21 protein-coding genes are annotated in these 22585 nt (G+C 43.8%); 12 read left to right on the forward strand and 9 right to left on the reverse strand.

Annotation, left to right across the window (positions count from 1 at the left end):
• Nucleotides 1–26 precede the first annotated feature (26 nt).
• On the forward strand, nt 27–710 hold the full coding sequence (lipB, locus tag E5331_RS16975; RefSeq protein WP_123481294.1) for a lipoyl(octanoyl) transferase LipB: 684 nt from the start codon (nt 27–29) through the stop codon (nt 708–710).
• Here the strand turns inward: lipB and E5331_RS16980 are convergent.
• Both E5331_RS16980 and E5331_RS16985 read right to left on the reverse strand, forming a co-directional pair.
• The gene (locus E5331_RS16980; protein ID WP_135985144.1) at nt 675–1457 is read right to left on the reverse strand and encodes an ABC transporter ATP-binding protein; all 783 of its coding nucleotides are present in this window, start codon (nt 1455–1457) and stop codon (nt 675–677) included. The two genes, lipB and E5331_RS16980, sit on opposite strands and share 36 nt — an antisense overlap.
• 24 nt (nt 1458–1481) lie before the next feature.
• On the reverse strand, nt 1482–2228 hold the full coding sequence (locus E5331_RS16985) for an MlaE family ABC transporter permease (protein WP_420813840.1): 747 nt from the start codon (nt 2226–2228) through the stop codon (nt 1482–1484).
• Nucleotides 2229–2535: 307 nt separating this feature from the next.
• On the opposite strand from E5331_RS16985, the gene udk reads away from it, so the two are divergent.
• From udk to E5331_RS17010, 5 genes are all read left to right on the forward strand, one after another.
• Nucleotides 2536–3156 carry a uridine kinase gene (udk, locus tag E5331_RS16990; protein WP_123481297.1) on the forward strand — a complete coding sequence of 207 codons (621 nt, stop codon included), beginning with the start codon at nt 2536–2538 and terminating at the stop codon, nt 3154–3156.
• A gap of 176 nt (nt 3157–3332) precedes the next feature.
• Nucleotides 3333–4103, forward strand: coding sequence for an LPS export ABC transporter ATP-binding protein (gene lptB / locus E5331_RS16995; protein ID WP_123481470.1), 771 nt, complete (start codon nt 3333–3335; stop codon nt 4101–4103).
• On the forward strand, nt 4090–4995 hold the full coding sequence (locus tag E5331_RS17000; protein WP_123481298.1) for a CPBP family intramembrane glutamic endopeptidase: 906 nt from the start codon (nt 4090–4092) through the stop codon (nt 4993–4995). Before lptB ends, E5331_RS17000 begins: the two co-directional genes overlap by 14 nt.
• 15 nt (nt 4996–5010) lie before the next feature.
• The gene (gene holA / locus E5331_RS17005; protein WP_123481299.1) at nt 5011–6054 is read left to right on the forward strand and encodes a DNA polymerase III subunit delta; all 1044 of its coding nucleotides are present in this window, start codon (nt 5011–5013) and stop codon (nt 6052–6054) included.
• Between the two features lie 23 nt (nt 6055–6077).
• Nucleotides 6078–6854 carry an EFR1 family ferrodoxin gene (locus E5331_RS17010; protein WP_123481300.1) on the forward strand — a complete coding sequence of 259 codons (777 nt, stop codon included), beginning with the start codon at nt 6078–6080 and terminating at the stop codon, nt 6852–6854.
• A 5-nt stretch (nt 6855–6859) separates the two neighbouring features.
• Here the strand turns inward: E5331_RS17010 and E5331_RS17015 are convergent, their stop codons facing one another.
• Nucleotides 6860–7402, reverse strand: a complete 543-nt coding sequence (locus tag E5331_RS17015; protein ID WP_123481301.1) for a hypothetical protein — start codon at nt 7400–7402, stop codon at nt 6860–6862.
• 81 nt (nt 7403–7483) lie between these two features.
• Nucleotides 7484–10102 carry an alanine--tRNA ligase gene (gene alaS / locus E5331_RS17020; RefSeq protein WP_123481302.1) on the reverse strand — a complete coding sequence of 873 codons (2619 nt, stop codon included), beginning with the start codon at nt 10100–10102 and terminating at the stop codon, nt 7484–7486.
• 173 nt (nt 10103–10275) lie between these two features.
• Between alaS and E5331_RS17025 the strand changes: the two genes are divergently transcribed.
• A complete protein-coding gene (locus E5331_RS17025) occupies nt 10276–11244 on the forward strand; it encodes a M23 family metallopeptidase (protein WP_275441276.1) in 969 nt (322 codons plus the stop codon).
• Nucleotides 11245–11294: 50 nt separating this feature from the next.
• On the forward strand, nt 11295–11636 hold the full coding sequence (locus tag E5331_RS17030; protein WP_123481303.1) for a MerR family transcriptional regulator: 342 nt from the start codon (nt 11295–11297) through the stop codon (nt 11634–11636).
• A 33-nt stretch (nt 11637–11669) separates the two neighbouring features.
• Here E5331_RS17030 and E5331_RS17035 read toward each other — a convergent pair whose 3' ends face one another.
• Nucleotides 11670–12110 (reverse strand): CYTH domain-containing protein, encoded by a 441-nt coding sequence (locus tag E5331_RS17035; RefSeq protein ID WP_123481304.1) that lies wholly within the window; start codon nt 12108–12110, stop codon nt 11670–11672.
• A 188-nt stretch (nt 12111–12298) separates the two neighbouring features.
• Between E5331_RS17035 and E5331_RS17040 the strand changes: the two genes are divergently transcribed.
• Nucleotides 12299–14914, forward strand: a complete 2616-nt coding sequence (locus E5331_RS17040; RefSeq protein WP_123481305.1) for a DUF5686 family protein — start codon at nt 12299–12301, stop codon at nt 14912–14914.
• Between the two features lie 47 nt (nt 14915–14961).
• Here the strand turns inward: E5331_RS17040 and E5331_RS17045 are convergent, their stop codons facing one another.
• Complete coding sequence (locus E5331_RS17045) at nt 14962–15375, reverse strand: secondary thiamine-phosphate synthase enzyme YjbQ (protein WP_123481306.1); 414 nt, start codon at nt 15373–15375, stop codon at nt 14962–14964.
• 315 nt (nt 15376–15690) lie between these two features.
• Nucleotides 15691–16197 (reverse strand): RNA polymerase sigma factor, encoded by a 507-nt coding sequence (locus E5331_RS17050; protein WP_123481472.1) that lies wholly within the window; start codon nt 16195–16197, stop codon nt 15691–15693.
• A 419-nt stretch (nt 16198–16616) separates the two neighbouring features.
• Here E5331_RS17050 and E5331_RS17055 point away from each other — a divergent pair, with 419 nt between their 5' ends.
• From E5331_RS17055 to E5331_RS17065, 3 genes are all read left to right on the forward strand, one after another.
• On the forward strand, nt 16617–18851 hold the full coding sequence (locus E5331_RS17055; RefSeq protein WP_135985145.1) for a TonB-dependent receptor: 2235 nt from the start codon (nt 16617–16619) through the stop codon (nt 18849–18851).
• Between the two features lie 4 nt (nt 18852–18855).
• A complete protein-coding gene (gene pnuC, locus E5331_RS17060) occupies nt 18856–19461 on the forward strand; it encodes a nicotinamide riboside transporter PnuC (RefSeq protein ID WP_123481307.1) in 606 nt (201 codons plus the stop codon).
• Between the two features lie 185 nt (nt 19462–19646).
• Nucleotides 19647–20951, forward strand: coding sequence for a DEAD/DEAH box helicase (locus tag E5331_RS17065; protein ID WP_123481308.1), 1305 nt, complete (start codon nt 19647–19649; stop codon nt 20949–20951).
• On the opposite strand, the gene E5331_RS17070 is transcribed toward E5331_RS17065, so the two are convergent.
• Both E5331_RS17070 and E5331_RS17075 read right to left on the reverse strand, forming a co-directional pair.
• Nucleotides 20938–21879, reverse strand: a complete 942-nt coding sequence (locus E5331_RS17070) for a bile acid:sodium symporter family protein (RefSeq protein WP_275441277.1) — start codon at nt 21877–21879, stop codon at nt 20938–20940. The two genes, E5331_RS17065 and E5331_RS17070, sit on opposite strands and share 14 nt — an antisense overlap.
• A 3-nt stretch (nt 21880–21882) precedes the next feature.
• Entirely contained in the window at nt 21883–22563 is a 681-nt protein-coding gene (locus E5331_RS17075) for a 5'-methylthioadenosine/adenosylhomocysteine nucleosidase (protein WP_123481309.1), read from the reverse strand.
• Nucleotides 22564–22585 lie beyond the last annotated feature (22 nt).

Genomic DNA, 22585 nt, shown 5'->3' on the forward strand with positions numbered 1-22585 from the left:
GAATTAAATATTCACGATAATATTCAATGGATAATATCAAGCCTGCCATTGAGGTCAGGAATCTTGGCGTAATGGCATACGGTGAAGCATGGAGGTTACAACATACCCTTTTTGATGAAATGGTATTGATTAAGAAGCGTGGCGGAGTGCCATCGCGAGAATATCTCCTGCTGGTGGAGCATACACCGGTAGTCACTTTAGGGAAACATGCGAAGGAGAGCAACGTCTTGGTCTCGGAGAGCATGTTGGCAGCTCGTGGTGTGGATTGTTATCATGTGGAACGTGGCGGGGATGTGACGTATCATGGACCGGGACAACTTGTGGCGTATCCGATACTTGATCTCGAACGTCATCATCTTGGAGTGAAGGATTATGTCGGGTTGATTGAGGAGGCGGTCATACAGACGATTGCCCTTTATGGCATAAGGGGTGAACGTGTAGATGGTGCATCCGGGGTGTGGATAGGCGCCGGCACATCTGATGAACGAAAGATCTGTGCACTTGGAGTGAAATGCTCACGTTTCTGCACGATGCATGGTCTTGCCCTTAATGTCAACACATCGCTTGATGGTTTCTCAATAATAAATCCCTGCGGATTTGTCGACCGGGGAGTTACCTCCATGGCGCGAGAAATCGGCAGGGATATAGATATTGAGCTGGTAAAGACTCAGTTCTCAGACATTTTTATTCGCCTCATACTCTCTCTCTAAGAATTTCTTTACCTCTTGGAAAAGTTGTGATGCGAATACAAAGTCATTCAGCGACTGGCTTGTGCTGCGGAAGATAGTCTTGTCGTTGCCGATCCAGTCGCAATGTCCTTTATTTATGAACACGATTTTCTCACCGATACCCAGCACGGAGTTCATGTCGTGGGTGTTGATGATCGTGGTGATTCCATATTCATGGGTGATGTCGCTCAGAAGTTCGTCGATGAGGATTGACGTTCTTGGGTCAAGTCCGGAGTTCGGTTCGTCGCAGAAAAGATATTTGGGGTTTAATGCGATGGCGCGGGCAATAGCCACACGTTTTTGCATACCGCCCGATATCTCGGAGGGATATTTCTCATCGGCATTTGTGAGCCCCACGCGTTGTATGCAGAAGTGAGCCCTTTCGAGTTGTTCGGCATGAGAGAGGGGACTGAACATCTTCAGTGGAAACATCACATTGCCGAGCACAGTCTCGTTGTCAAAGAGTGCAGATCCTTGGAAAAGGACACCAATCTCAGAACGCAGAGCTCTCTTCTGTTGCACCGACATTTCGCGGAAATTTCGTCCGTCATACATGATTGTGCCCTCTTCCGGCGTTAGAAGCCCGATGAGGCATTTCATAAATACGGTTTTTCCGGAACCACTCTGTCCGATTATGAGGTTTGTCTTTCCGGTGTCGAATGTGGCGGAGATGTCATACAGCACTCTCTGTCCGTCGAACCATTTTGATATGTTTTTAGCTTCAATCATATTATAAACGCATTGAGGAGGGTATTACTGGAGAAGGAGTTTTGTGAGGATCACGTCGGCGAGAAGGATGAGGATTGAACTTGATACAACCGCCTTTGTACTTGCCTGTCCGACTTCAAGCGAACCGCCTTTCACGTAGTAGCCATAGTATGCTGCCACGCTTGCGATGATGTAGGCGAAGACAAGGGTCTTGATGATGCCATACCATACGTACCATTCGTTGAAGAAGGATTGTATGCCGAACACGTAATTCTCTACAGATATCATTGTGGTGAAGCGGGCAATAAACCATCCGCCTACCAGACCCATGAACATTGAGAGCACACAAAGCACCGGCACGAAAAGTACGAATCCAACTACTTTCGGCAGCACGATGAAGTTGGCTGAGTTTATGCCCATAATATCAATGGCATCAATTTGCTCGGTGACTCTCATCGTCCCGATCTCAGAGGCTATGTTACTGCCTACCTTGCCGGCAAGGATAAGACACATCATAGATGAGGAGAATTCCAGCAGTAGGATTTCGCGGGTGGCGAGTCCGGTGGAATAGGATGGGATAAGGGGCGAGACGATGTTGATGGTCATCTGGATTGTAATCACCGCTCCGATAAAAAGGGAGATGATGATGACCAATGGGATTGAGTCAACACCCAGTTTACTGATTTCAGAGACGAGTCTTTGAAAAAAGACTTTCCATTTGTCGGGGGTACGGAACACCTGCATCATAAACATGCAGTATCGTCCGAAAGAAGCAATTGAAGAAACTACCATAGTCTAAATTTAGTCTGGAATCATTCTCCCGCCGATAGCCGACGACAGACACATTCCGTTATATTTACTGCAAAATTAATAAAAAATTACAAACAGGTATTCACAAAAGAAAAAGTGAATAACTATTCGGTCATAAAGATATACTTCTTAAAGGAGCATAATGTTTGGTCTGTTTATGTTTTTTTAGTAATTTTGCGTGAAAAGGATGCGTTTGCCGGGATGCTATTCCCGGACGTACGTGTATTTTTGTGTGTGATGCACACCTCTCCGGAGGATAATATGAAAATTTAATTAAACGATAGGCATAATGTTGGTGATCGGTATCGCCGGAGGCACAGGCTCAGGCAAAACTACGGTTGTAAGGAAAATAATAGATTCTCTTCCTAAGGATGAGGTGGCAGTGCTTCCTCAGGATTCCTATTATAGGGATAATGCTGATATCCCTCTTGAGGAGAGACTTAAGATGAATTATGATGAGCCGGCGTCGATTGAATGGAGCTTGCTATGCCGTCATCTCAGAGAACTGAAAGCGGGAAAGATCATAGATATGCCCACGTATGATTTCATCACTTGCTCCAGGATGAAGGAGACGGTGGTTGTCAAACCGAGGGAAGTGATTGTGGTCGAGGGTATCCTTGTTCTTACAGATAAGGAACTCCGGGATATGCTGGATGTGAAGGTATTTGTGGATGCGGATGCCGATGAGCGTCTGATAAGGGTCATACTCCGCGATTGTGTGGAGCGTAACCGTACTCCACAGATGGTGATAGACCGCTATCGGGATATGCTTAAGCCCATGCATGAGCTATATATTGAGCCTTCTAAACGTTATGCCGATCTCATAGTGCCGCAAGGGGGGAATAATAATGTGGCTATAAAGTTGCTTACGGATTACATCCGTTCTCTTCTTCCTACCGATGCACGTTAATACTGTTTTTACTGATGAAGCTATTCCCTTTTAAAAAGAGATCCACGCCGGCACTTACTGCTGAGGAGAAGGCAGAGGCAAAGCAACTGGAAACTGCGACGGAGCCTGATATGCTTGAGCAGGTGGTGAAAGTGGATGATGAGATAGAGACTCCGGAGGGTGAGATTTCGGAGAATATGGTGGTCACTGAATCTGAACCCGGAATATTGCAGACGGATAACCTTGTCAAGAAATATGGCAAGCGAACTGTAGCAAATCACGTCTCCATCAATGTGAGGCAAGGAGAAATCGTAGGTCTTTTGGGTCCCAACGGGGCAGGCAAGACCACGACGTTCTATATGACCACGGGTCTGATCACACCGAATGAGGGTAAGATATACCTTAATAATATTGATATAACGGGGTATCCCGTCTATAAGCGTGCACAACTTGGTATCGGTTATCTTGCGCAGGAGGCATCCGTATTCAGGAAACTCAGTGTGGAGGATAATATCCGGGCTGTCCTTGAGATGACCCCTACGACAAAGGAGTATCAGAAAGAGAAACTGGAGAGCCTTATCGCAGAGTTCCGTCTTGGGAAAGTCCGAAAAAATCTGGGCGACCAATTGTCGGGTGGAGAACGCCGACGCACAGAAATAGCAAGGTGTCTGGCAATAAACCCTAAGTTTATAATGCTTGATGAGCCGTTTGCCGGTGTTGACCCTATTGCTGTTGAGGATATCCAGGAGATAGTCTACAAGTTGAAGGAGAAAAATATCGGTATCCTTATCACCGACCATAATGCTCCGGAGACACTCAGTATCACAGACAGGGCGTATCTTCTGTTTGAGGGTAAAATCTTGTTCCAAGGCACAAGCGAACAGCTTGCGGAGAATCCTGTGGTGAGAGAGAAGTATCTTGGACGGAATTTTATTTTCAGGAGGAAGAAGTTTGATGATAGCAAATGACGGGAAGGTAAATCTAAGGGGTAATGCCGGGCTGCGTCTGATGGTATTGTTCGGTGCGTTCAGTGTCTGTTTCTTAGTCTTAGGGGGCATCTTATTGGGACTATCCGCCGCCTGTGGAGGGGATCAGAATCACACCTATATGATGTTGACCTCAGCATTGCAGTGTCTAATCGTGTTCTGTCTGCCGGCATGGTTGTGTGCAAGATATTCCTCAGATTCTCCCGGTGGTTGGCTTGGGTTGAGCACGTCACCATCTCTAAAGGGTATCATTGGGGTGATATTATTATTTGTGCTGGCATTACCGGCTCTCAACCAGGTGATATATTGGAATGAAAATATCCACTTCCCGGAATGGGCTTCAGGCATAGAGAAAAGTTTTCGGGATATGGAGGATCAGGCTGCCACCATGACAAAAGTGGCTTTGGACTATCAAGGGATATGGGGTATGCTTGCTACCGTAGGGGTAGTGGGTGTGCTCACAGGATTTTCCGAAGAGATGTTTTTTCGTGGAGCACTGCAAGGGATCATGAGCCGTTCGAGAATAGGAAATACAGCCTCTATATGGATAGGCGCGGTCGTGTTTACGACAATGCATTTCCAATTTTTTGGTTTTGTGCCTCGTTTGCTTATGGGCGCAATGTTTGGCTATCTCTTTAATTGGTCAAGAACCTTGTGGCTCCCTATCTTCGCACACGCATTGAACAACTCGGTAGTGGTTGTTTCCAATCATTTCATAGGTGGTGCAGACTCAGATGGCGTCAATGGATTGGGAATAGTGGAGAATGGTGAGATTCCATGGGCTGCATTGGCGAGTCTGATGGCAACAGCCATATTCCTGTATCGCTTCAGAAAGTATTTTTTCATTAAAACAAAGTCAGCAATAGACTCCTAAAACTAATATACCGATATGGCAAAGAAATCTACAGGTCCATCTTTCCGCGAGGTGATGACTTCAATAAAGAAGGGGCAGTTTGCGCCTGTCTATCTACTGATGGGAGAGGAGGCATATTATATTGACGAGTTGACGCGGGCATTGGAAAATAATGTAGTTGATGAAGAGAACCGGGATTTCAATTCCATCGTGTATTATGGTGCGGACGCGGATATCGGCAGTATCATAGCGAGTGCACAGCAATATCCTGTCATGTCGGAGCGTCAGCTTGTGCTTCTTAAGGAGGCTCAGACAATGGATAAGGCCAAATCACAACTTGACAAGCTTGCATCGTATGTAGTCCGCCCTAACGCAACTACAGTATTGGGGGTGGTGTATAAGGGGGATTCTTTGTCTGCAACGTCGCAATTGATGAAGAGCTTGAAGGATTCTTCTGCGGTGGTGTTCAGGAGTGAAAAGTTGAAAGACTATCAATTGCCGGGACCTATTACGGATTATTGTGCATCAAAAGGATTCGGTATAGATGATAAGGCTGTGTCGTTGCTATGCGACTACATAGGGAATCCGTTAAGCAAACTTTTTGGAGAGATAGATAAACTTATATTGGCGTGTGGGAAGGACGTAAAGCGTATCACTCCTGATCTGATAGAACGAAATATCGGCATCTCAAAGGATTTCAATACGTTTGAGCTGATCAATGCCTTGTCGCGTAAGGATTATCATAAATCAATAAGGATAGTGGATTATTTTTCAAAGAATCCGAAACAGAATCCCGGGGTAATGATAGTGGCAACGTTGTTTGGATTTTTCTCGAAACTGTTTATAGCGACAGTCACTAAGGATAAGTCGGATGCCTCCCTTCAGGCGGCTCTTGACCTTAAATCGAGCTATGGACTGAAGGAATACCGCACCGCCCTACAGTATTATAATGCAAGAATGGCATTGGCGGCGATACATTCATTGCGGGAATATGATGCGCAAAGCAAAGGAATCGGTTCCATGCAGAATGAATATGAATTGCTGAAGGAACTTATATTTAAAATATTCACGGCAAGTTGAATTCTGATTAAATTTTTAGGACGATGATATATTATTTTTCCGGTACCGGAAATTCGCGATATGTAGCCAATTTCTTATCGAAGGAACTCTTGGAGAGGGTTGAGTTTATTCCGAAGGTGATTGCCGAAGAGGAATCACCGGATGGAATGTCGGTCGGTTTTGTATTTCCGGTGTATTCTTGGGGGGTACCTCCGCTTGTGATGGATTTTATCAATCGTCTTCCGGATTCATTTTGGAATGAAGTCAAAGTAGGTCAACTCCCTATATGGTGTGTCATGACATGTGGGGATGAGGTTGCCATGTCGCCGGAGATGTTGCAGGATGCGTTCAGGAGAAGGGACGTTGAGGTCAGGTCGATATGGAGCGTGATAATGCCTAATAATTATGTGTTGTTGCCCGGGTTTGACGTTGATTCTAAGGATTTGGCAGATAAGAAACTTGCAGATGCACCCTTAAGGCTAAAGGAGATATGCAGGGGCATTATGCAGCAACGGGAGACTATTGACGTTGTAAGAGGGAGCATGGCATGGCTTAAGAGCAAGACGGTCTATCCTCTGTTTAAGCGTTGGGGAATATTCCCGGGGAAATGGCATAGTATGGAAACTTGTGTGAGTTGCGGGATATGTGCAAAAAGTTGTCCGCTGGGTAATGTGCAGATGTCGGATGGTCGTCCAAAATGGGGGGACAACTGTTGCTCATGTCTTGCATGCTATCACAGTTGTCCCCGTCATGCGGTTGCTTATGGGAAAATCACCCAAAGTAAGGGGCAATATTTCCTGCCGTCTAAGTCAAAGAATTGAACTGTCTAAAAAAAATTAGTGACGGCATTATCGTAGGAGATGGCGATGATTCCGTCTTCTAATTCAACGAGGGAATATGCCGGCTGATTTTTATCGTTGAAGAAAATCACGATATTATTGAATAGCTTACCCTTGTAGATCTTGTTGTCGGTCTCGGCTTTCCAGATATTCTCCTTGCAGGATACCTTTAATTGTTTGTTCTTAATATTTCTAATGGGATATGAGCCGCTTTCAGGTATTTTCAGTCCGTTGGCAGTGGATTGCACGGAAAGGAATCCTCTCAGACCCGGTGAATATTCCACCATGTGCCATCCGTTGTTTGATTCAAGTTTTTTCAGAGCCATTCCGGGAATGAGTGTTACCTCCTGATTCTTTGAATTGAGGGTCACATAGCTTTTGACATTGGGAGAATCAAATATTTTTGCGTTTCTTCCAACCACTACATAGTCATCGGCAACCATATTGAATGAGATGCCGGATAATATTCCGAAGGTTATAGATAAAATCGCGGATTTTTTTGTGATGTTTGGATTATGCACGCGTTTCATAACTTAAACAACTTCAATATAAAAAATCGGGAGGTTTCTGTAATGAACCTCCCGATTTTTATAGATCAGAATTTATAAGATTCACAAGTGGAGGAGAGCGATAATCTTATCGTATGCAGCAGAGAGACCATCAAGATCCTTACCGCCGGCTTGAGCAAAGAATGGCTGTCCGCCGCCGCCACCTTTTATCAGCTTCGCAGCTTCACGCACAATGTTTGATGCGTTGAAACCCTCTTTAACGATATCGTCAGAGATCATGAGGGTGAGTAGGGGTTTATCAGCGTTTATTGTAGCTCCGATGAAGATCGTGTGTTCCGGAGAATTTTTGCGAATGGCGAACGCCACGTTCTTTACAATTTCGGGAAGACGAAGTCCTTTCAGTGAGCATACTTTTATGCCGTTCATTGTCGAGGCATTTGAAATCAATTCGAGAGCAAGATGCCTTGTGCGCTCTTCCATAAAGTCTTCCACCTGCTTTTTAAGATCGGAATTCTCTTTTATGGCTTTCTCAACAGCTACCTTTACGTTTGCTGCATTCCCAAGGAACGAAGATACGTCGTTCATTGTGTCTTGCAGATTGTCAAGCATATCTTCTACACCGGCAGCAGTCAAAGCCTCGATACGACGGATTCCGGCAGCAATTGAACTTTCGGATACAATTCGCACCATACCTATGTTGCCAGTGTTTGCCACATGTGTTCCACCACAGAGTTCGACAGATGTACCATACTTCACGACGCGAACCTTGTCGCCATATTTCTCGCCGAAGAGAGCCATGGCACCAAGTTCACGAGCCTTTTCAATCGGCATCTCTCTTGCTTCCTCAAGAGGTATTGCTTTTCTGATTCTGGCATTGACGATGTGCTCAACCTTGCGTATCTCTTCCGGAGAGACTTTTTGGAAGTGGGAGAAGTCAAAGCGTAAGGAATCAGGAGATACGTAAGAACCCTTCTGTTCCACATGCGAACCGAGCACTTCGCGAAGAGCCTCGTGAAGCAGGTGGGTTGCAGAGTGGTTGGCAGAGATGGCAGCTCTTGCAGCTTCGTTTATACTTGCAGTGAAATCTTCAGTCGGGTCAGACGGGAGTTTGTGAGCGAGATGCACACCGATATTATTCTCTTTTTTAGTGTCGAAAATCTCAATGGTCTCGCCGGATGCAGACGTGAGTGTTCCGCGATCGCCCACCTGTCCGCCCATTTCAGCATAGAAAGGTGTTTTTGAAAGAATGATCTGGAAAAATTCCTTCCCTTTCTGTTTTACCTTACGATAACGCAGGATTTTTGTGGGTGCAGATGATTCATCATATCCGACAAATACCTGTTCGCCGGGATTCACGACAATCCAGTCGCCTGTCTCCATAGCAGCGGCATTTCTTGCGCGGGCTTTCTGTTTCTCCATCTCCTCATCAAATTCTTTCTGGTCGAGGGTCATGCCATTCTCGCGAAGAATCAGTTCGGTGAGGTCAAGCGGAAATCCGTAAGTGTCATAAAGGATGAAAGCATCTTTACCGGAGATTTCATTTTTTCCATCAGCCTTTGCTTTCTCAATAAGAGAGTCGAGTAGCTTTATGCCATTGTCAAGAGTGCGAAGGAATGATTCCTCTTCCTCTTTGATCACTTTCTTTATAAGATCGGACTGAGCTTTCAGTTCGGGATAACTGTCGCCCATCTGTTCTACAAGTTTATCTACGAGCAGATAAAGGAACGCGTCTTTTCTATTGAGGAAAGTATATGCATATCTTACGGCGCGTCGAAGAATGCGTCGGATTACGTAGCCTGCCTTGGCATTAGAGGGGAGCTGAGAATCGGCGATAGAGAATGCAATAGTTCGGAGGTGGTCGGCAACCACACGCATTGCGACATCAATTTTCTCGTTGTCGCCGTATTTAAGACCTGTAATGTCGGAAATGACGGAGATGACAGGGGTGAACACATCGGTGTCGTAGTTTGATTTCTTCCCTTGCAGAGCCATACAAAGACGTTCGAATCCCATGCCGGTATCAATCACCTTTGCGGGAAGTGGCTCAAGAGATCCGTCAGCCTTTCTATTATATTGCATGAACACGAGGTTCCATATCTCGATAACCTGAGGATTATCTTTGTTTACCAAAGATGCTCCGTCGACCAAAGCACGTTCTTCATCAGATCTCAGGTCGATGTGTATCTCGCTGCAAGGTCCGCAAGGTCCGGTATCACCCATTTCCCAGAAATTGTCATGGCGGTTGCCGTTTATGATATGTGATGCGGGGAGATGTTGTTCCCAATATCCGGCAGCTTCGTTATCGCGTTCAAGACCTTCCGGCTTGTATCCTTCGAACACGGTGGCATACAATCTGTCCTTGTCAAGCTTAAGTACGTCTACAAGATACTCCCAAGCCCAGTCGATTGCCTCTTTCTTGAAGTAGTCACCAAACGACCAGTTGCCGAGCATTTCAAACATAGTGTGGTGGTATGTGTCGTGACCTACCTCTTCAAGGTCGTTATGTTTGCCGGATACACGCAGGCATTTCTGACTGTCGGCGACGCGTTTGTGGGTTGCCGGACGGTTGCCGAGAATGATGTCTTTGAATTGGTTCATACCGGCATTTGTAAACATTAGGGTAGGGTCATCCTTTATTACCATAGGTGCCGAAGGCACAATCTGGTGTCCTCTTTCGCGAAAAAAAGTCTTGAAAGATTCTCTGATTTCGTTAGATGTCATCTTAAAGAAAATTTTCTTGATGTTATTTGGATTGCAAAATTATTCAAAATTCGTTAATTTTGCAATATAAACTACCGTGTAATCTCTAAAAAATAACTTGGAACAGTTGGAAATGAAATAATTTTAGAATGAGCCAATTTATTTTTTCAGATTACTGAATAAATAAACGTAAATTGTCAAAGAATATTTATTATAAGTATAATCCGGAGACGGATAACTTTGAAAGGGTCTATCCGTCGTTGCGAATGCGTCTGGCATCATGGGGTCGGCTTTGGTCGATGGCAGTGGTGCTTGCGGCAGTCCTGTTCTTTGTCGTGTTCTATTGTTTTGATTCCCCGACAGAGGAGAACCTTCGTGCTGAAAATGCGGAACTGAAAGCTCAGTATGGGATATTGAACAGGCGTCTTGACAATACGCTAAAAGTGATGGATCGGATAAAGGATAGGGATGATAACTTTTACCGAGTCATGATGCAGATGGATCCGATGAGTCCGTTGCAGCGTCATTCCGGTCTTGACAATGAGGCGCGCTACCGGGAATTGCAGCAGCTTTCGGATGCCGGTCTGGTCACATACCTTACCCAACGGATGGATCTTCTGGAGCGACAGCTTTTTGCACAGGTGCAGAGTTTTGATCAGCTTCGAGATGCAGTCGGGAAGCAGAAGGATAAACTGTCGCATATCCCGTCGGTGCTCCCGATAAAAGTGGAGGATTACACAATGTCGTCGGGTTATGGCTATCGCAGGGATCCTATCTATGGTTCTTCAAAATTTCATGAAGGTCTTGATTTCTCCGCGTCGATAGGGACGCCGGTATATGCTACGGCAGATGGGGAAATAACGGTGGCAAAGCGGGAGGCCGGATATGGCAATTGTATTGACATAGACCATGGCTATAACTATCTCACACGTTATGCGCATCTGAGTGAAATACTTGTGAAGGAGGGTAGTCAGGTGAAACGCGGACAGATGATCGGCAAGGTCGGCTCTACAGGAAAATCCACGGGACCACATCTTCATTATGAAGTGAGATTCAAGGGTGAGGCACAGAATCCGGTGAACTATTATTTTATGGATCTTACTCCAGAGGAGTACGTGGAAATGATACAGATGGCGGATAATGCCGGACACGTGATGGATTAATAGTATCTCATATTATATAAATAGAATTAAAAAGAAAGGTTGAATTTCTGATGGCTTCATCTGATCTGACAAAGAAATATTATAAGATAAAGGATGCCGCCGAATTGGTGGGTGTCTCGCAGTCAACATTGCGTTTTTGGGAAAGTGAATTTCCTGAAGTGCAACCGTATCGCAGCGCGACGAACATCAGGTATTATACTCCTGATAATATTGAGACGTTGCGTCTGATTTACTATCTGGTAAAGATAAGGGGGTTGAAATTGGATGCGGCAAAGGAACAGATACGACTGAACCGTTCCAATATCTCCAACCGGATGGATATAATCAGTAAGCTCCAGGACGTGCGAGACGAGCTGGAACTTATGCTGAATGCCCTTGAGAAACGTCGTTGAGGGTCGATTTTAAGGGTATAATGGAATGCAGCCTTAGAGATTGGAATTGTAGTATTCTGGATTTCCTGTCACTTCTTTCCCGATGAAAGGTGGGAGTGTTATTTCAGTGTCTTTTGTAGACAACTCCACTTCTGCCATGATAAGTCCCTGACGGGCACCGTGAAATTCGTCTACTTCCCAAGTTAAGTTGTCGTATTTTATCAAGTAGCGGGTCTTTTCAAGAATAGGAGGAACACACATTGTGAGAATCTCTAAGGCATCTGCCAATGGTATCTCATATTCAAATTCGTTTCTGACAATACCGATGTTTTTCCCTTTTATTGTCAGGAATCCTTTGTCATCAATTGTCCTTACTCTTATTGTCCTTTCCGGGATGCGGGAGAGGTAGCCCTGTCGGATGCTTATTGATTTGTATGCAATCTGCCGAAATGAGTCGTCATTAACGATAAATTTCCGTTCTATTTCAAGTGCCATATTTATAATATTTCTAAAACTTTTCTTTTAAATAACATTTTTGCTATATAAAAACGTTATGATATAGTGTCTATCCGTAAATATCAGTCAGAGATTGAAAATCGTGTGATTTAACAATCCTGCTGTAAGCCTTGGTAAGGTCTTCATAAGATAGACACAAAAGATGTCGTTAATATTGACACCTGGTTATGACAAAGGTATATAAATTAAGGAAATTTTCCAAATATATTGAAAAAATACTGACAATCGGTCTTGTGCGGGCAAATATGCCCAAGGTGTTGACTGTGGTATCGATATTCTCAGCTAACGTTCTTGCCATTCCGGCAGGAGCCAGAGGAGTGATATTTGGTCATGTCAAAGATTCAATCACAGGGGAATCACTCCCGTTTGCCAATATTAATTCTAAACAGAATCCCCGTCATAATTTCGTGGCGGATGAGAATGGTTCATTCCGGTTAGATTTGCCGTTGGGGGGAAGATGGGAGGTGTCGTATGCGGGTTATGATACAAAGATAATCCCTGACATATTGAAGGATACGGTTATAGAGATTAGGCTTTCACCAATGTCAGTGGAACTTGCAGAGGTTGTGATTCGTCCGCGTAAGGAGAAATATTCGAAGAAGAATAATCCTGCAGTTGATTTTGTCAATAGTATACGCCGTCAGTACGGATTGCATAATCCACTGAATGCACCGTATTACAGTTATGATAAGTATGAGAAGACTGTATTGGGACTCAATGATTTCCGTAGTGACTTTTCAAAGGGATTCTTGTCTAAGAAAGGAAAGGTGTTTGAGAATTATGTAGACACATCTTCCTGGACCGGTAAGAGAATCTTGGATCTGATGCTAAAGGAGAAGACTTCCACAAGAATAGCAAGCCGGGATGAGGGAGCTGATAAGGAGATTGTGCGAGGATATAGGAGTGCCGGTCTTGATGAGGTGCTTAATCAAGAGAACATGCAGATAATCTTGGAGGATGCAATAAGGGAGATTGATATATTTTCCAATAATGTGGTGATTCTTCAGAATCGTTTTGTAAGTCCTCTCTCAGCTATCGGTCCGGATTTTTATAAGTATTATCTCACGGATACGGTGTATGTGGAAGATGAGAAGTGTGTGGAGTTATCCTTTGCCCCACATAATCCACAGTCGATGGGTTTTAATGGAAAGATTTACGTGCCTGTCGACGACACGACGATGTTTGTAAAGAAAATCACGATGCGAACTCCGCAAGATATAAATCTTAATTATGTGGAAAATCTGTATATCAATCAGTCTTTTGAGAAAGATTCCATCGGGAATAGACATAAGACGTATGATGATATCTGTCTGGAGATGCAGATAGTGTCAGGCACACCCAAGATGTATGGACGAAAAACCACCGCCTACGATAATTTCAGCTATGCAAAGCGAGATGATCTGAAGGATTTTTATAAGAAACTTGGCAGGAATTTAGAGTTGGAGGAAGCAAGGACGCGTCCGGATGATTTTTGGCAGAGAGAGAGGATGGTGTCACTCTCGGCAGCGGAATCAAGAATGGGGGGTATGATGAAGGAGATGAGGAAGGTGCCGATATTGTATTGGGGGGAGAAGGTGCTGTCGCTGATGGAGAGCGGATACGTCAGAACGGGTAGACCAAGTAAATTTGACTTCGGACCACTTAACACTCTTGTCAGTTCAAATACGGTTGAAGGTGCGCGTTTTCGAGTAGGCGGCATGACAATGTCGCCGTTGAATCCGCATTTGTTTGCCAAGGGATATGTGGCGTATGGCACTAAAGACCGGAAATGGAAATATAAGGCAGATGTCGAATATTCTTTTGTGCCTAAAAAGAATCATTCGTATGAATGGCCACGACATGGTATTTATGGTTCGTATTCATACGATCTTGATATGCTCGGACAGCATTACCTCTTCACCAACTCTGACAATATGTTTCTTTCCTTAAAAAGGAAAAAGAGTATTCTTGTCACATACCGTCGTCTTGCGGAGTTGGGATATGTGCTTGAACTGCCGAATAATTTCTCTGTAGAGGCAGGTTTCAGATATGAGACACAGGAGTCAACCCGATGGGTGCCGTTTGATTTTGCAGATGGCAGACATGACAAGAGTTATAATCAGTCGGCATTCAGGCTTTCATTGAGATGGGCACCGGGTGAGAAATTCATTCAGGGAAGATCTCTACGACTCCCGGTAAACATGGATGCATGGGTTTTTCAATTGACGCATGAGTTTGGACCCAAAGGCATGTTTGGGTCAGCGTTTACGGTCAACAAGACAGAGCTATCGATACAAAAACGTCTTTGGCTTTCAGCATTTGGTTATACTGACTTGATTCTTAAAGCCGGCAAGATATGGAGTCAGGTGTATTATCCAGCTCTGATGTGGCCAAATGCTAATTTGTCGTATACTATCCAGCCTGAGAGTTATTCTCTTATGAATGCGATGGAATTTGCGAATGATCAGTATGCCTCAATAGATTTCACTTATTTTGGTAATGGCATATTATTTAATCATATCCCGTTGCTGAATAAGTTGAAGTTGCGCGAAGCGGTTACGTTCAAGGGTCTTGTCGGTGGATTAAATCGTAAGAATAATCCGGAGGATAATCCATCAATCTACAGATTTCCTGAATATGCGGATGCAAGAAAGATGTCATCCACACCCTATATGGAGATCGGGGTTGGTCTGGACAATATATTGACATTCCTGCGAGTGGATTATGTGTGGCGTCTTACTTACCGCGACACTCCGGATTGTGATAAAAGCGGAGTACGGGTATCGTTGCATTTCTCGTTCTGAGATTATCGGATGGTTTAATCGTGTCAAGTGGAAAATAGGGGATTGTGTCAATCCCCTATAATTGTAGCCACGATTTTTCTTGGTCCACCATAATCCCTAAATTCACAAAGATAAATTCCTTGCCAGGTTCCGAGGTTTAACCTTCCGTTAGAGATGGGGATTGTAAGTGATACCCCGATAATTGAGGATTTTGCATGAGCAGGCATATCGTCGTCACCCTCCATGGTGTGGAGGTAATAAGGTTCTCGCTCCTTGACTAATCGGTTGAAAATACTTTTCATATCAATCCTGACATCGGGATCGGCATTTTCATTTATAGAGAGGGCTGCAGACGTATGTTTTATGAATAGGTTAATAATGCCTGTCGTCGGTAGGTGAGGAATATGAGACAGAATCTCATTTGTGACGATATGGAATCCGGCATTCCGTTCTTTTAGAGAAAATTCAAATTGACTTACCATGATGATAAATTAAATATGAAGTTTTGTCAGGCATCTTATGCCGACGTATAGTTTATGTTAAAACGCAGTTATGATGAGGTGTATTATAAAATTGTCAATACATATTCCAAATAGAAAAGACCGATCCGAGCATCGGACCGGTCTTTGAAATCAAATAATTAGACCGAACGTTATTCAGTTAAGCATAAGTCCTTAATAAATAAGTTTTGCTTAGATCCTGATTTAAATTCATTACGTCAACTGTCAAAATGTTATAATACGTAATTGAAATGAATATAATTGTCGGATAAATATAAATCTTGTTGGGGTCGGTAATTATCTGAAGTCTTTCAATTGCTCACGCAGTCTTTTACGTGCGAAAAAGATACGACTTTTGATAGTGCCGAGCGGAAGATTCATTTTCTCGGCGATTTCGTTGTATTTGTATCCGGCGACATACATATTGAAGGGGATACGATAATCATCGGTAAATTCGTCAAGGGCAGCAGAGATTTCCTTTACAGCAAAGGAGCCTTCCGGAGTGTCAAGACCGGAGTCTTGGGAAATGTTGAGGTGATATAGATCTTCGGTCTGATCAATAACTGTAGCCTTTCTTACGGTCTGACGATAGTTATTGATGAAGATATTTCTCATTATAGTGAAAATCCACCCTTTGAAGTTGACATTATCAACGTATTTCTCTTCGTTGTCGAGAGCCTTCAGAGTGGTGTCCTGAAGAAGATCTCGAGCCTCTTCTTTGTCAGTGGTGAGTTGGTATGCAAAACTTAGGAGGTTGCCCTGTAGTCCCAGAAGTCTTTGTTTGAATGAGTCGTTTTTTTTCATTTTGACGGTTGTTTTAATTGATTTAACATTCATATAACATTCGTGAATGAGAAATTGTTTCAGAACTTTATAATAATTTTTGAAAAGATAAATATATTTTGTTGATTTATGACTATAAGTGATGGACAGTCTATAAAATATGAGTTGAGGCAGTTTAAAATGGAATGAGCAGGAAAATGATACTGGACTATTTATTTTGAAGATGGCATCGGAAACAAATGTTTGTTTATTCTGATAAAAAGATATAAATTTGCAGCCGAATTAGGAGTAATTCATAGAGATAATTTACATAATTGGGGTGTTCATTCCTTGTATGGTTATTGAATCCGGATAGACTTCATTCTACGAGATTCAGCTTGGATGATCTGAGATTATACCCTTGAACCTGATCCGGATAATACCGGCGTAGTGAAATTTTTATGAAAATTTACATTTTATCGGCGATGGCTATCTTGCCCATCAGCTTTGTTGCCAACGGACAAAATGTGTCGGTTGAACAGAATGATTCCTTGACATCAATGCTTGAGGAAGTGGAGATTGTGGCAAACCGGGCAAACTCAAAGACTCCGGTTGCGTATACCAACGTATCAAAGCGGGAATTGCTGAAGACGAATGATGGGAGGGATATGACCTATCTCTTGAAAATGACACCGTCTGTGACCACTACTTCTGATGCCGGTGCCGGAATGGGGTATACCTCCATGCGGATACGTGGTACGGATGGTTCGCGTATAAACGTCACAGCCAATGGTATTCCAATAAATAATCCTGAAAGTCATAATGTGTATTGGGTTAATATGCCGGATTTGGCATCGTCATTGCGGGATGTACAGATTCAGAGGGGAGCCGGCACGTCTACGAATGGCGCGGGCGCATTTGGCGCAAGCGTCAATATGGTTACAGATGCTCCTTCAGAGAATGCGTATGCGGAGGTGTCGGGTGCGTATGGTTCTTATAATACGAATAGGGAGACCATAAGGGTAGGTTCCGGACTTTTGGGCAATCATTGGAGTTTTGATGCGCGTATCAGCCATCTGGGTTCGGATGGATATATCGACAGGGCGTCAAGTGAGCTTTGGAGTTATTTCACGCAGGCTGCATATCGAGATGTTGACACGCAGTTGCGTTTCCTTGTATTCGGTGGTAAGGAGAAGACTTATATGGCATGGGATTATGCTTCTCTTGAAGAAATGGTAAAATATGGGCGCAGATATAATCCATGCGGTAAGTATACAGATAAGGATGGCAATACGGCATATTATGCCGATCAGAACGATAATTATATCCAGCATCATTTCCAGGCGTTGCTATCCAGACACCTCGGCGACTATTTCAGTCTGAATGCTGCTCTTCATTATACTAAGGATAATGGATATTATGACCAGTATAAGACAAACAGAACGCTTGTGGAGTATGGTCTGACTCCTTTCATTGATGCTTCGGGGACTGAGATTAAGAAGTCGGATCTCATACGTCTTAAATATAACGTGAATGATTTCTATGGAGCTCAGGTGTCGTTGAACTACAGACGGTCACGGTGGAATGCCGTGGCGGGAGTGGCTGTCACAAATTTCAAAGGACATCATTATGGCGAGATAAAGTGGGTGAGGAATTATATAGGGGAGATCGACCCACTCCAGAGATATTATGATAATATCGGAAGGAAAAGCGATATAAATACTTATGTCCGTACAAATTTTGATATAAATTCAGATTTGTCGGCTTTCGTGGATTTACAATATCGCCATATCCATTATACTATAAAGGGAGAATCAGATAATTATGATTGGAATATTGGAGCTCCGGCGGTGCTTGACGTGCATAGGATATGGAATTTCTTTAATCCTAAATTAGGATTGAACTATAGCGGTGGAAATCATCGTGCGTTTGCATCTTGGTCGGTGGTCCAGAAAGAACCTACCCGTGATAACTTTACGGATGGTGATCCCAATCATAGACCGGAATCGGAACGTCTGAATGATTTTGAGTTAGGCTATTCTTATAGCACTCCCGTATTTTCTGCCGGAGTGAATCTCTATTATATGCACTACACTGACCAATTGGTTGCTACTGGCGAATTATCTGATACGGGCAATCCGTTAAGTGTCAATGTGCCTGATTCATACAGAATGGGTGTGGAGTTTCAGACGGAGTATAAACCGTGTCATTGGTTTGACTGGCAGTTTAATCTCACGTTGTCGCGCAACCGTATAAAGAATTTTGTGGAGTATATATATGAGGATGAGTGGACCAATCCCATATCGTTTGATCGAGGCGACACACCGATATCATTCTCTCCGGATTTGTTGTTTAACAATTCATTCAATTTCACATACGGAAATGCAGAGGCTTCAATCAACAGCAGTTATGTAAGCAAACAGTATATGACAAATGCGCATAGCGAGGAAGCAAAACTTGATCCATATTTTTTGACGGATCTGCATCTCGGATATAGTTTCAAGAGGGTGTGGGGTATAAAGGAATTGAAAGTGGGCTTCTCTATCTACAATATATTCAATAAGAAATATTTCAATAATGGTTATGCCGGAGCAGGCTATTATATGGATGGTGGAGAGAAGGTGATTTACCGGTATGCAGGCTATGCCGCACAGGCACCCACTCACGTGATGGCAAATTTGGTTTTTAAGTTCTGATTATATGGATTTCGGAAGTATAAGAGAAATATTAGGCTTTGCAGTAGGCATACTTTATCTTTGGTGGGAATATCAGGCAGACGCAAAAGTGTGGCTTGCGTCAGTTGTCATGCCAATGATTTCAATGTGGATATATTATTCCAAAGGATTGTATGCGGATTTTGCCATAAATATCTACTATCTTATAATTGCGGTGTATGGCTTTATTTCCTGGACAAGGGGGGCGAAGAAAAAAAAGTCGGGGGAGGCGTTGGATGAGAGTCAGGATAATAAGCAGACAGGACGTGAGATTACGCATACACCGGTAAGAGTGTGGTGTGGTGTAGCAATTGTCGCCATTATTTTATGGTATGCTATATGGTGGATGCTTGTGAGTCTGACCGATTCAACGGTGCCTGTGGCAGATTCGTTCACGACGGCTTTGTCGATTGTCGGGCTATGGATGATGGCGCGTAAATATGCGGAGCAGTGGCTGATATGGTTTGTCGTAGACATAGTGTGCAGTGGATTGTATTATTATAAGGGACTTCCGTTCTATTGCTTGTTGTATGCCATTTACACGGTGATAGCTATTCTTGGCTATCGGAAATGGCTTCGTATGATGAGATAATAATATCTGTCTCTTTCATTATTGGAAACAACTTCATTGGATAAAGAATCAGTTGGCACATCATCATTTGTGTCAACTGATTTTTTTCGTTAATTTTGCAGTGAGTAATTGAAGTTTTGTCTGAACTTCATCTCCCTAAAAAATAACTTGTGACGTCAGCCTACGCACAAATAACATCGACAGAAATGAAATTTGAAGATATATTGACTAATGATGATTTGCTTGATGCACTATATGATATGCATTTTGATGAATGTACTCCTATTCAGGAATTATCAATTCCCCCCGTGCTTGCCGGTCATGACCTTCTTGCAGTGGCACAGACAGGCACAGGTAAGACCGCAGCATATCTTCTCCCGGTGATAGAGCGACTTGTGAATGATAATTATTCTCAGGATAATGTGAATTGTGTGGTCATGGCACCGACGCGGGAACTTGCCCAGCAAATTGACCGTCAGATGCAAGGATTCTCATATTTCATGCCTGTCAGCAGCATGGCTATTTATGGAGGTACGGACGGACGCACGTATGAGCAACAGAGAAAAGGACTGAAAATGGGTGCCGATGTTGTGATTGCGACTCCGGGTCGTCTTCTCGCGCATCTCAGCATGGGGTATGTAGATTTGTCGAAAGTGTCATTTTTCATCCTGGATGAGGCCGACCGTATGCTTGATATGGGATTTCTGGATGATATAATGCAAATTATAGGACATCTTCCTAAAGATAGACAGACATTGCTGTTTTCGGCAACTATGCCTCCTAAGATCCAGCAATTGGCAGCCCAGATACTTAATAATCCGGTAGAGGTGAAGATTGCCGTGTCTAAACCTGCGGAGAAGATATGTCAACGGGCGGTGGTGTGCTATGAGACACAGAAACTGCCGATTCTTGAGAAATTCTTTAAGGAGACACCACCACGTAGGGTCATTGTCTTTTCATCGTCAAAACATAAGGTGAAAGATCTTGCGAAATCCCTGCGTAAGCTGCATTTGAAAGTGGGAGAGATGCATTCTGATCTTGACCAGCAAGTAAGAGAGGATGTTATGCTTGATTTCAAGGCGGGTAAGATTAATGTGGTGGTTGCCACGGATATCATTTCCCGTGGTATAGATATAGATAATATAGAGACAGTCATCAATTATGATGTGCCGAATGAAGCGGAGGATTACGTGCATCGTATCGGACGCACGGCGCGGGCTGACCGAGAAGGGAGTGCATATACGTTTATAAGCGAGAAGGAGAGAGGTAAATTTAGAAATATTGAACGCCTTCTGGAGCGAGAGGTTGAGAAATTGCCGGTGCCTGAGGAGTTGGGCGCTGCACCTTCCTATGATAAACGTGATGAGGATAAAGGTAGTAGAAAAAGAAAGGGGAATTGGCACGGGACAAAGGGACGTGGCAGGAATGGTAATAAAAAAGGGACAATAAAAAAGGACGGGAAGTCCCGTCCTTCAAAATCATCGGATAATACATCTACTACTGCCCAATAGAGTTGTCCATTCTCCTTGCATTTATTCTTGACTGGTGTCTCATAAGTTGCCAAGAGTTGATGATATTTTGCCAAGCTACGTAGGCTGCCGGGGCAAGCGATGCCAATGGATTCAGGTATGCGAGAGCTAACCAGACGGCGAGAACCGTGTTTTTTTGTCCGAGGCCTTGTCCTCCTGCCACCTTGTCGCCGAATTTTCCGCCGATGACTCTTCCCAACTTGAATTGTAGCAGGCATGCGACAAGCGCACCAAATGCCAGCAGGCATATTGTGCCGGTAGAGTCAGGAGTCCAATTCTTTATCGCGAAGCTTACGCAGCTGCCCACGACGATGAATATGGCAATCGCCCATAGATAGAATGACAATTGTTGCATTCTAACGATTTTTGAATGGATATCAGGCGCGGAATATCGCAGAATCAACGCAATGGCAAGGGGCATCAGTATAAGAGGGAACACTTGAGATAGGATTAGCTTGAACGAATCAAAGAATGATATCTCTGAGTGTTCGCCTATTGCCGCAAATATAATCGGACCGGTCACAGCTACCAGAGCATTACACATCAGACTGTATGTGGCAACTTTTGAGATGCTTCCGCCCAACATTGAGGTGATGACCGGAGCCGCGGTGGCTGTCGGGATAAAGAAGCAGATGAACACCCCTTCAGCAAGCGTGCGATTCCAGAAAAAGGTGAGTCCGTATGCCACGGCAGCCAATATTATCTGTGCGAACAGTAGGGTGATTTCAAATCGGTTAGGTCTGAAGTCTCTTATCTCCAATTTGCAATAGGTGATGAACAGCATTGTGAAGATAAGGTAAGGAGAGAGGAAAGTGAGATATTGCATCCAAGGCGAGAAAACCGCGCCTCCCACCATTGCGATGGGAAGCATGAGGGTCTTCATGTGCGATTTTTTGATGGTGAGTTTCATCTGTCAGATATGTTGAATCAGATCTTTTAAGATGGTAAATGTCTTTTCCGGAGCCTTTACCCAGAAATCCTTATACTGGCTGATGTTCTCACCTTCTCCCGGAGTGTCGCTGACCACTCTTATTATATTGAATGGCGTTGATGTCATGTGGCATACGTGGGCGATGGCTGCTGATTCCATATCGACAGCCTTTACGTCGGGGAAGTGGGAGCGGATGAATGCAATCTCTTCAGATGAAGAGATGAATTTGTCGCCACTACAGATAAGTCCGAATACCACATGTCTATCCAATCCGGAGTCGCGGATTAAATTTATTGTTTCTGTGTAAGGTGTGAAAAACAGAGGGTTGTTGTCTGCCTGTCCGTAGGTGGTACCGGGACCACACCATACATCGTCGTATGCCACATTGTCAGCCACCAATACTGATCCTATCGGAAGCCCTGCTCCGCCAGCCACACCACTGTTGAGAATCAAGTCGGGGTGTAAAGTGTTAATAAGCAATAATGTATTGACGGCGGCGTTGACCTTCCCTATCCCACATTTCCCGACATATATGGTGTGTCCATTTATTGATCCCCGGATAATAGGTAAGTTGCCGTTTACATTTTCGCATTTAGCATTCTCAAGGATGTTTTTGATAAGCTGCACTTCCTTGTCCATTGCAGCTAAGATAAGAATACGCATATAGTGTTTTTATGAACAATGT

Origin of the sequence: Lepagella muris, assembly GCF_004793975.1 — a bacterium.
In the GTDB taxonomy this organism is placed as follows: Bacteria; Bacteroidota; Bacteroidia; order Bacteroidales; family Muribaculaceae; genus Lepagella; species Lepagella muris.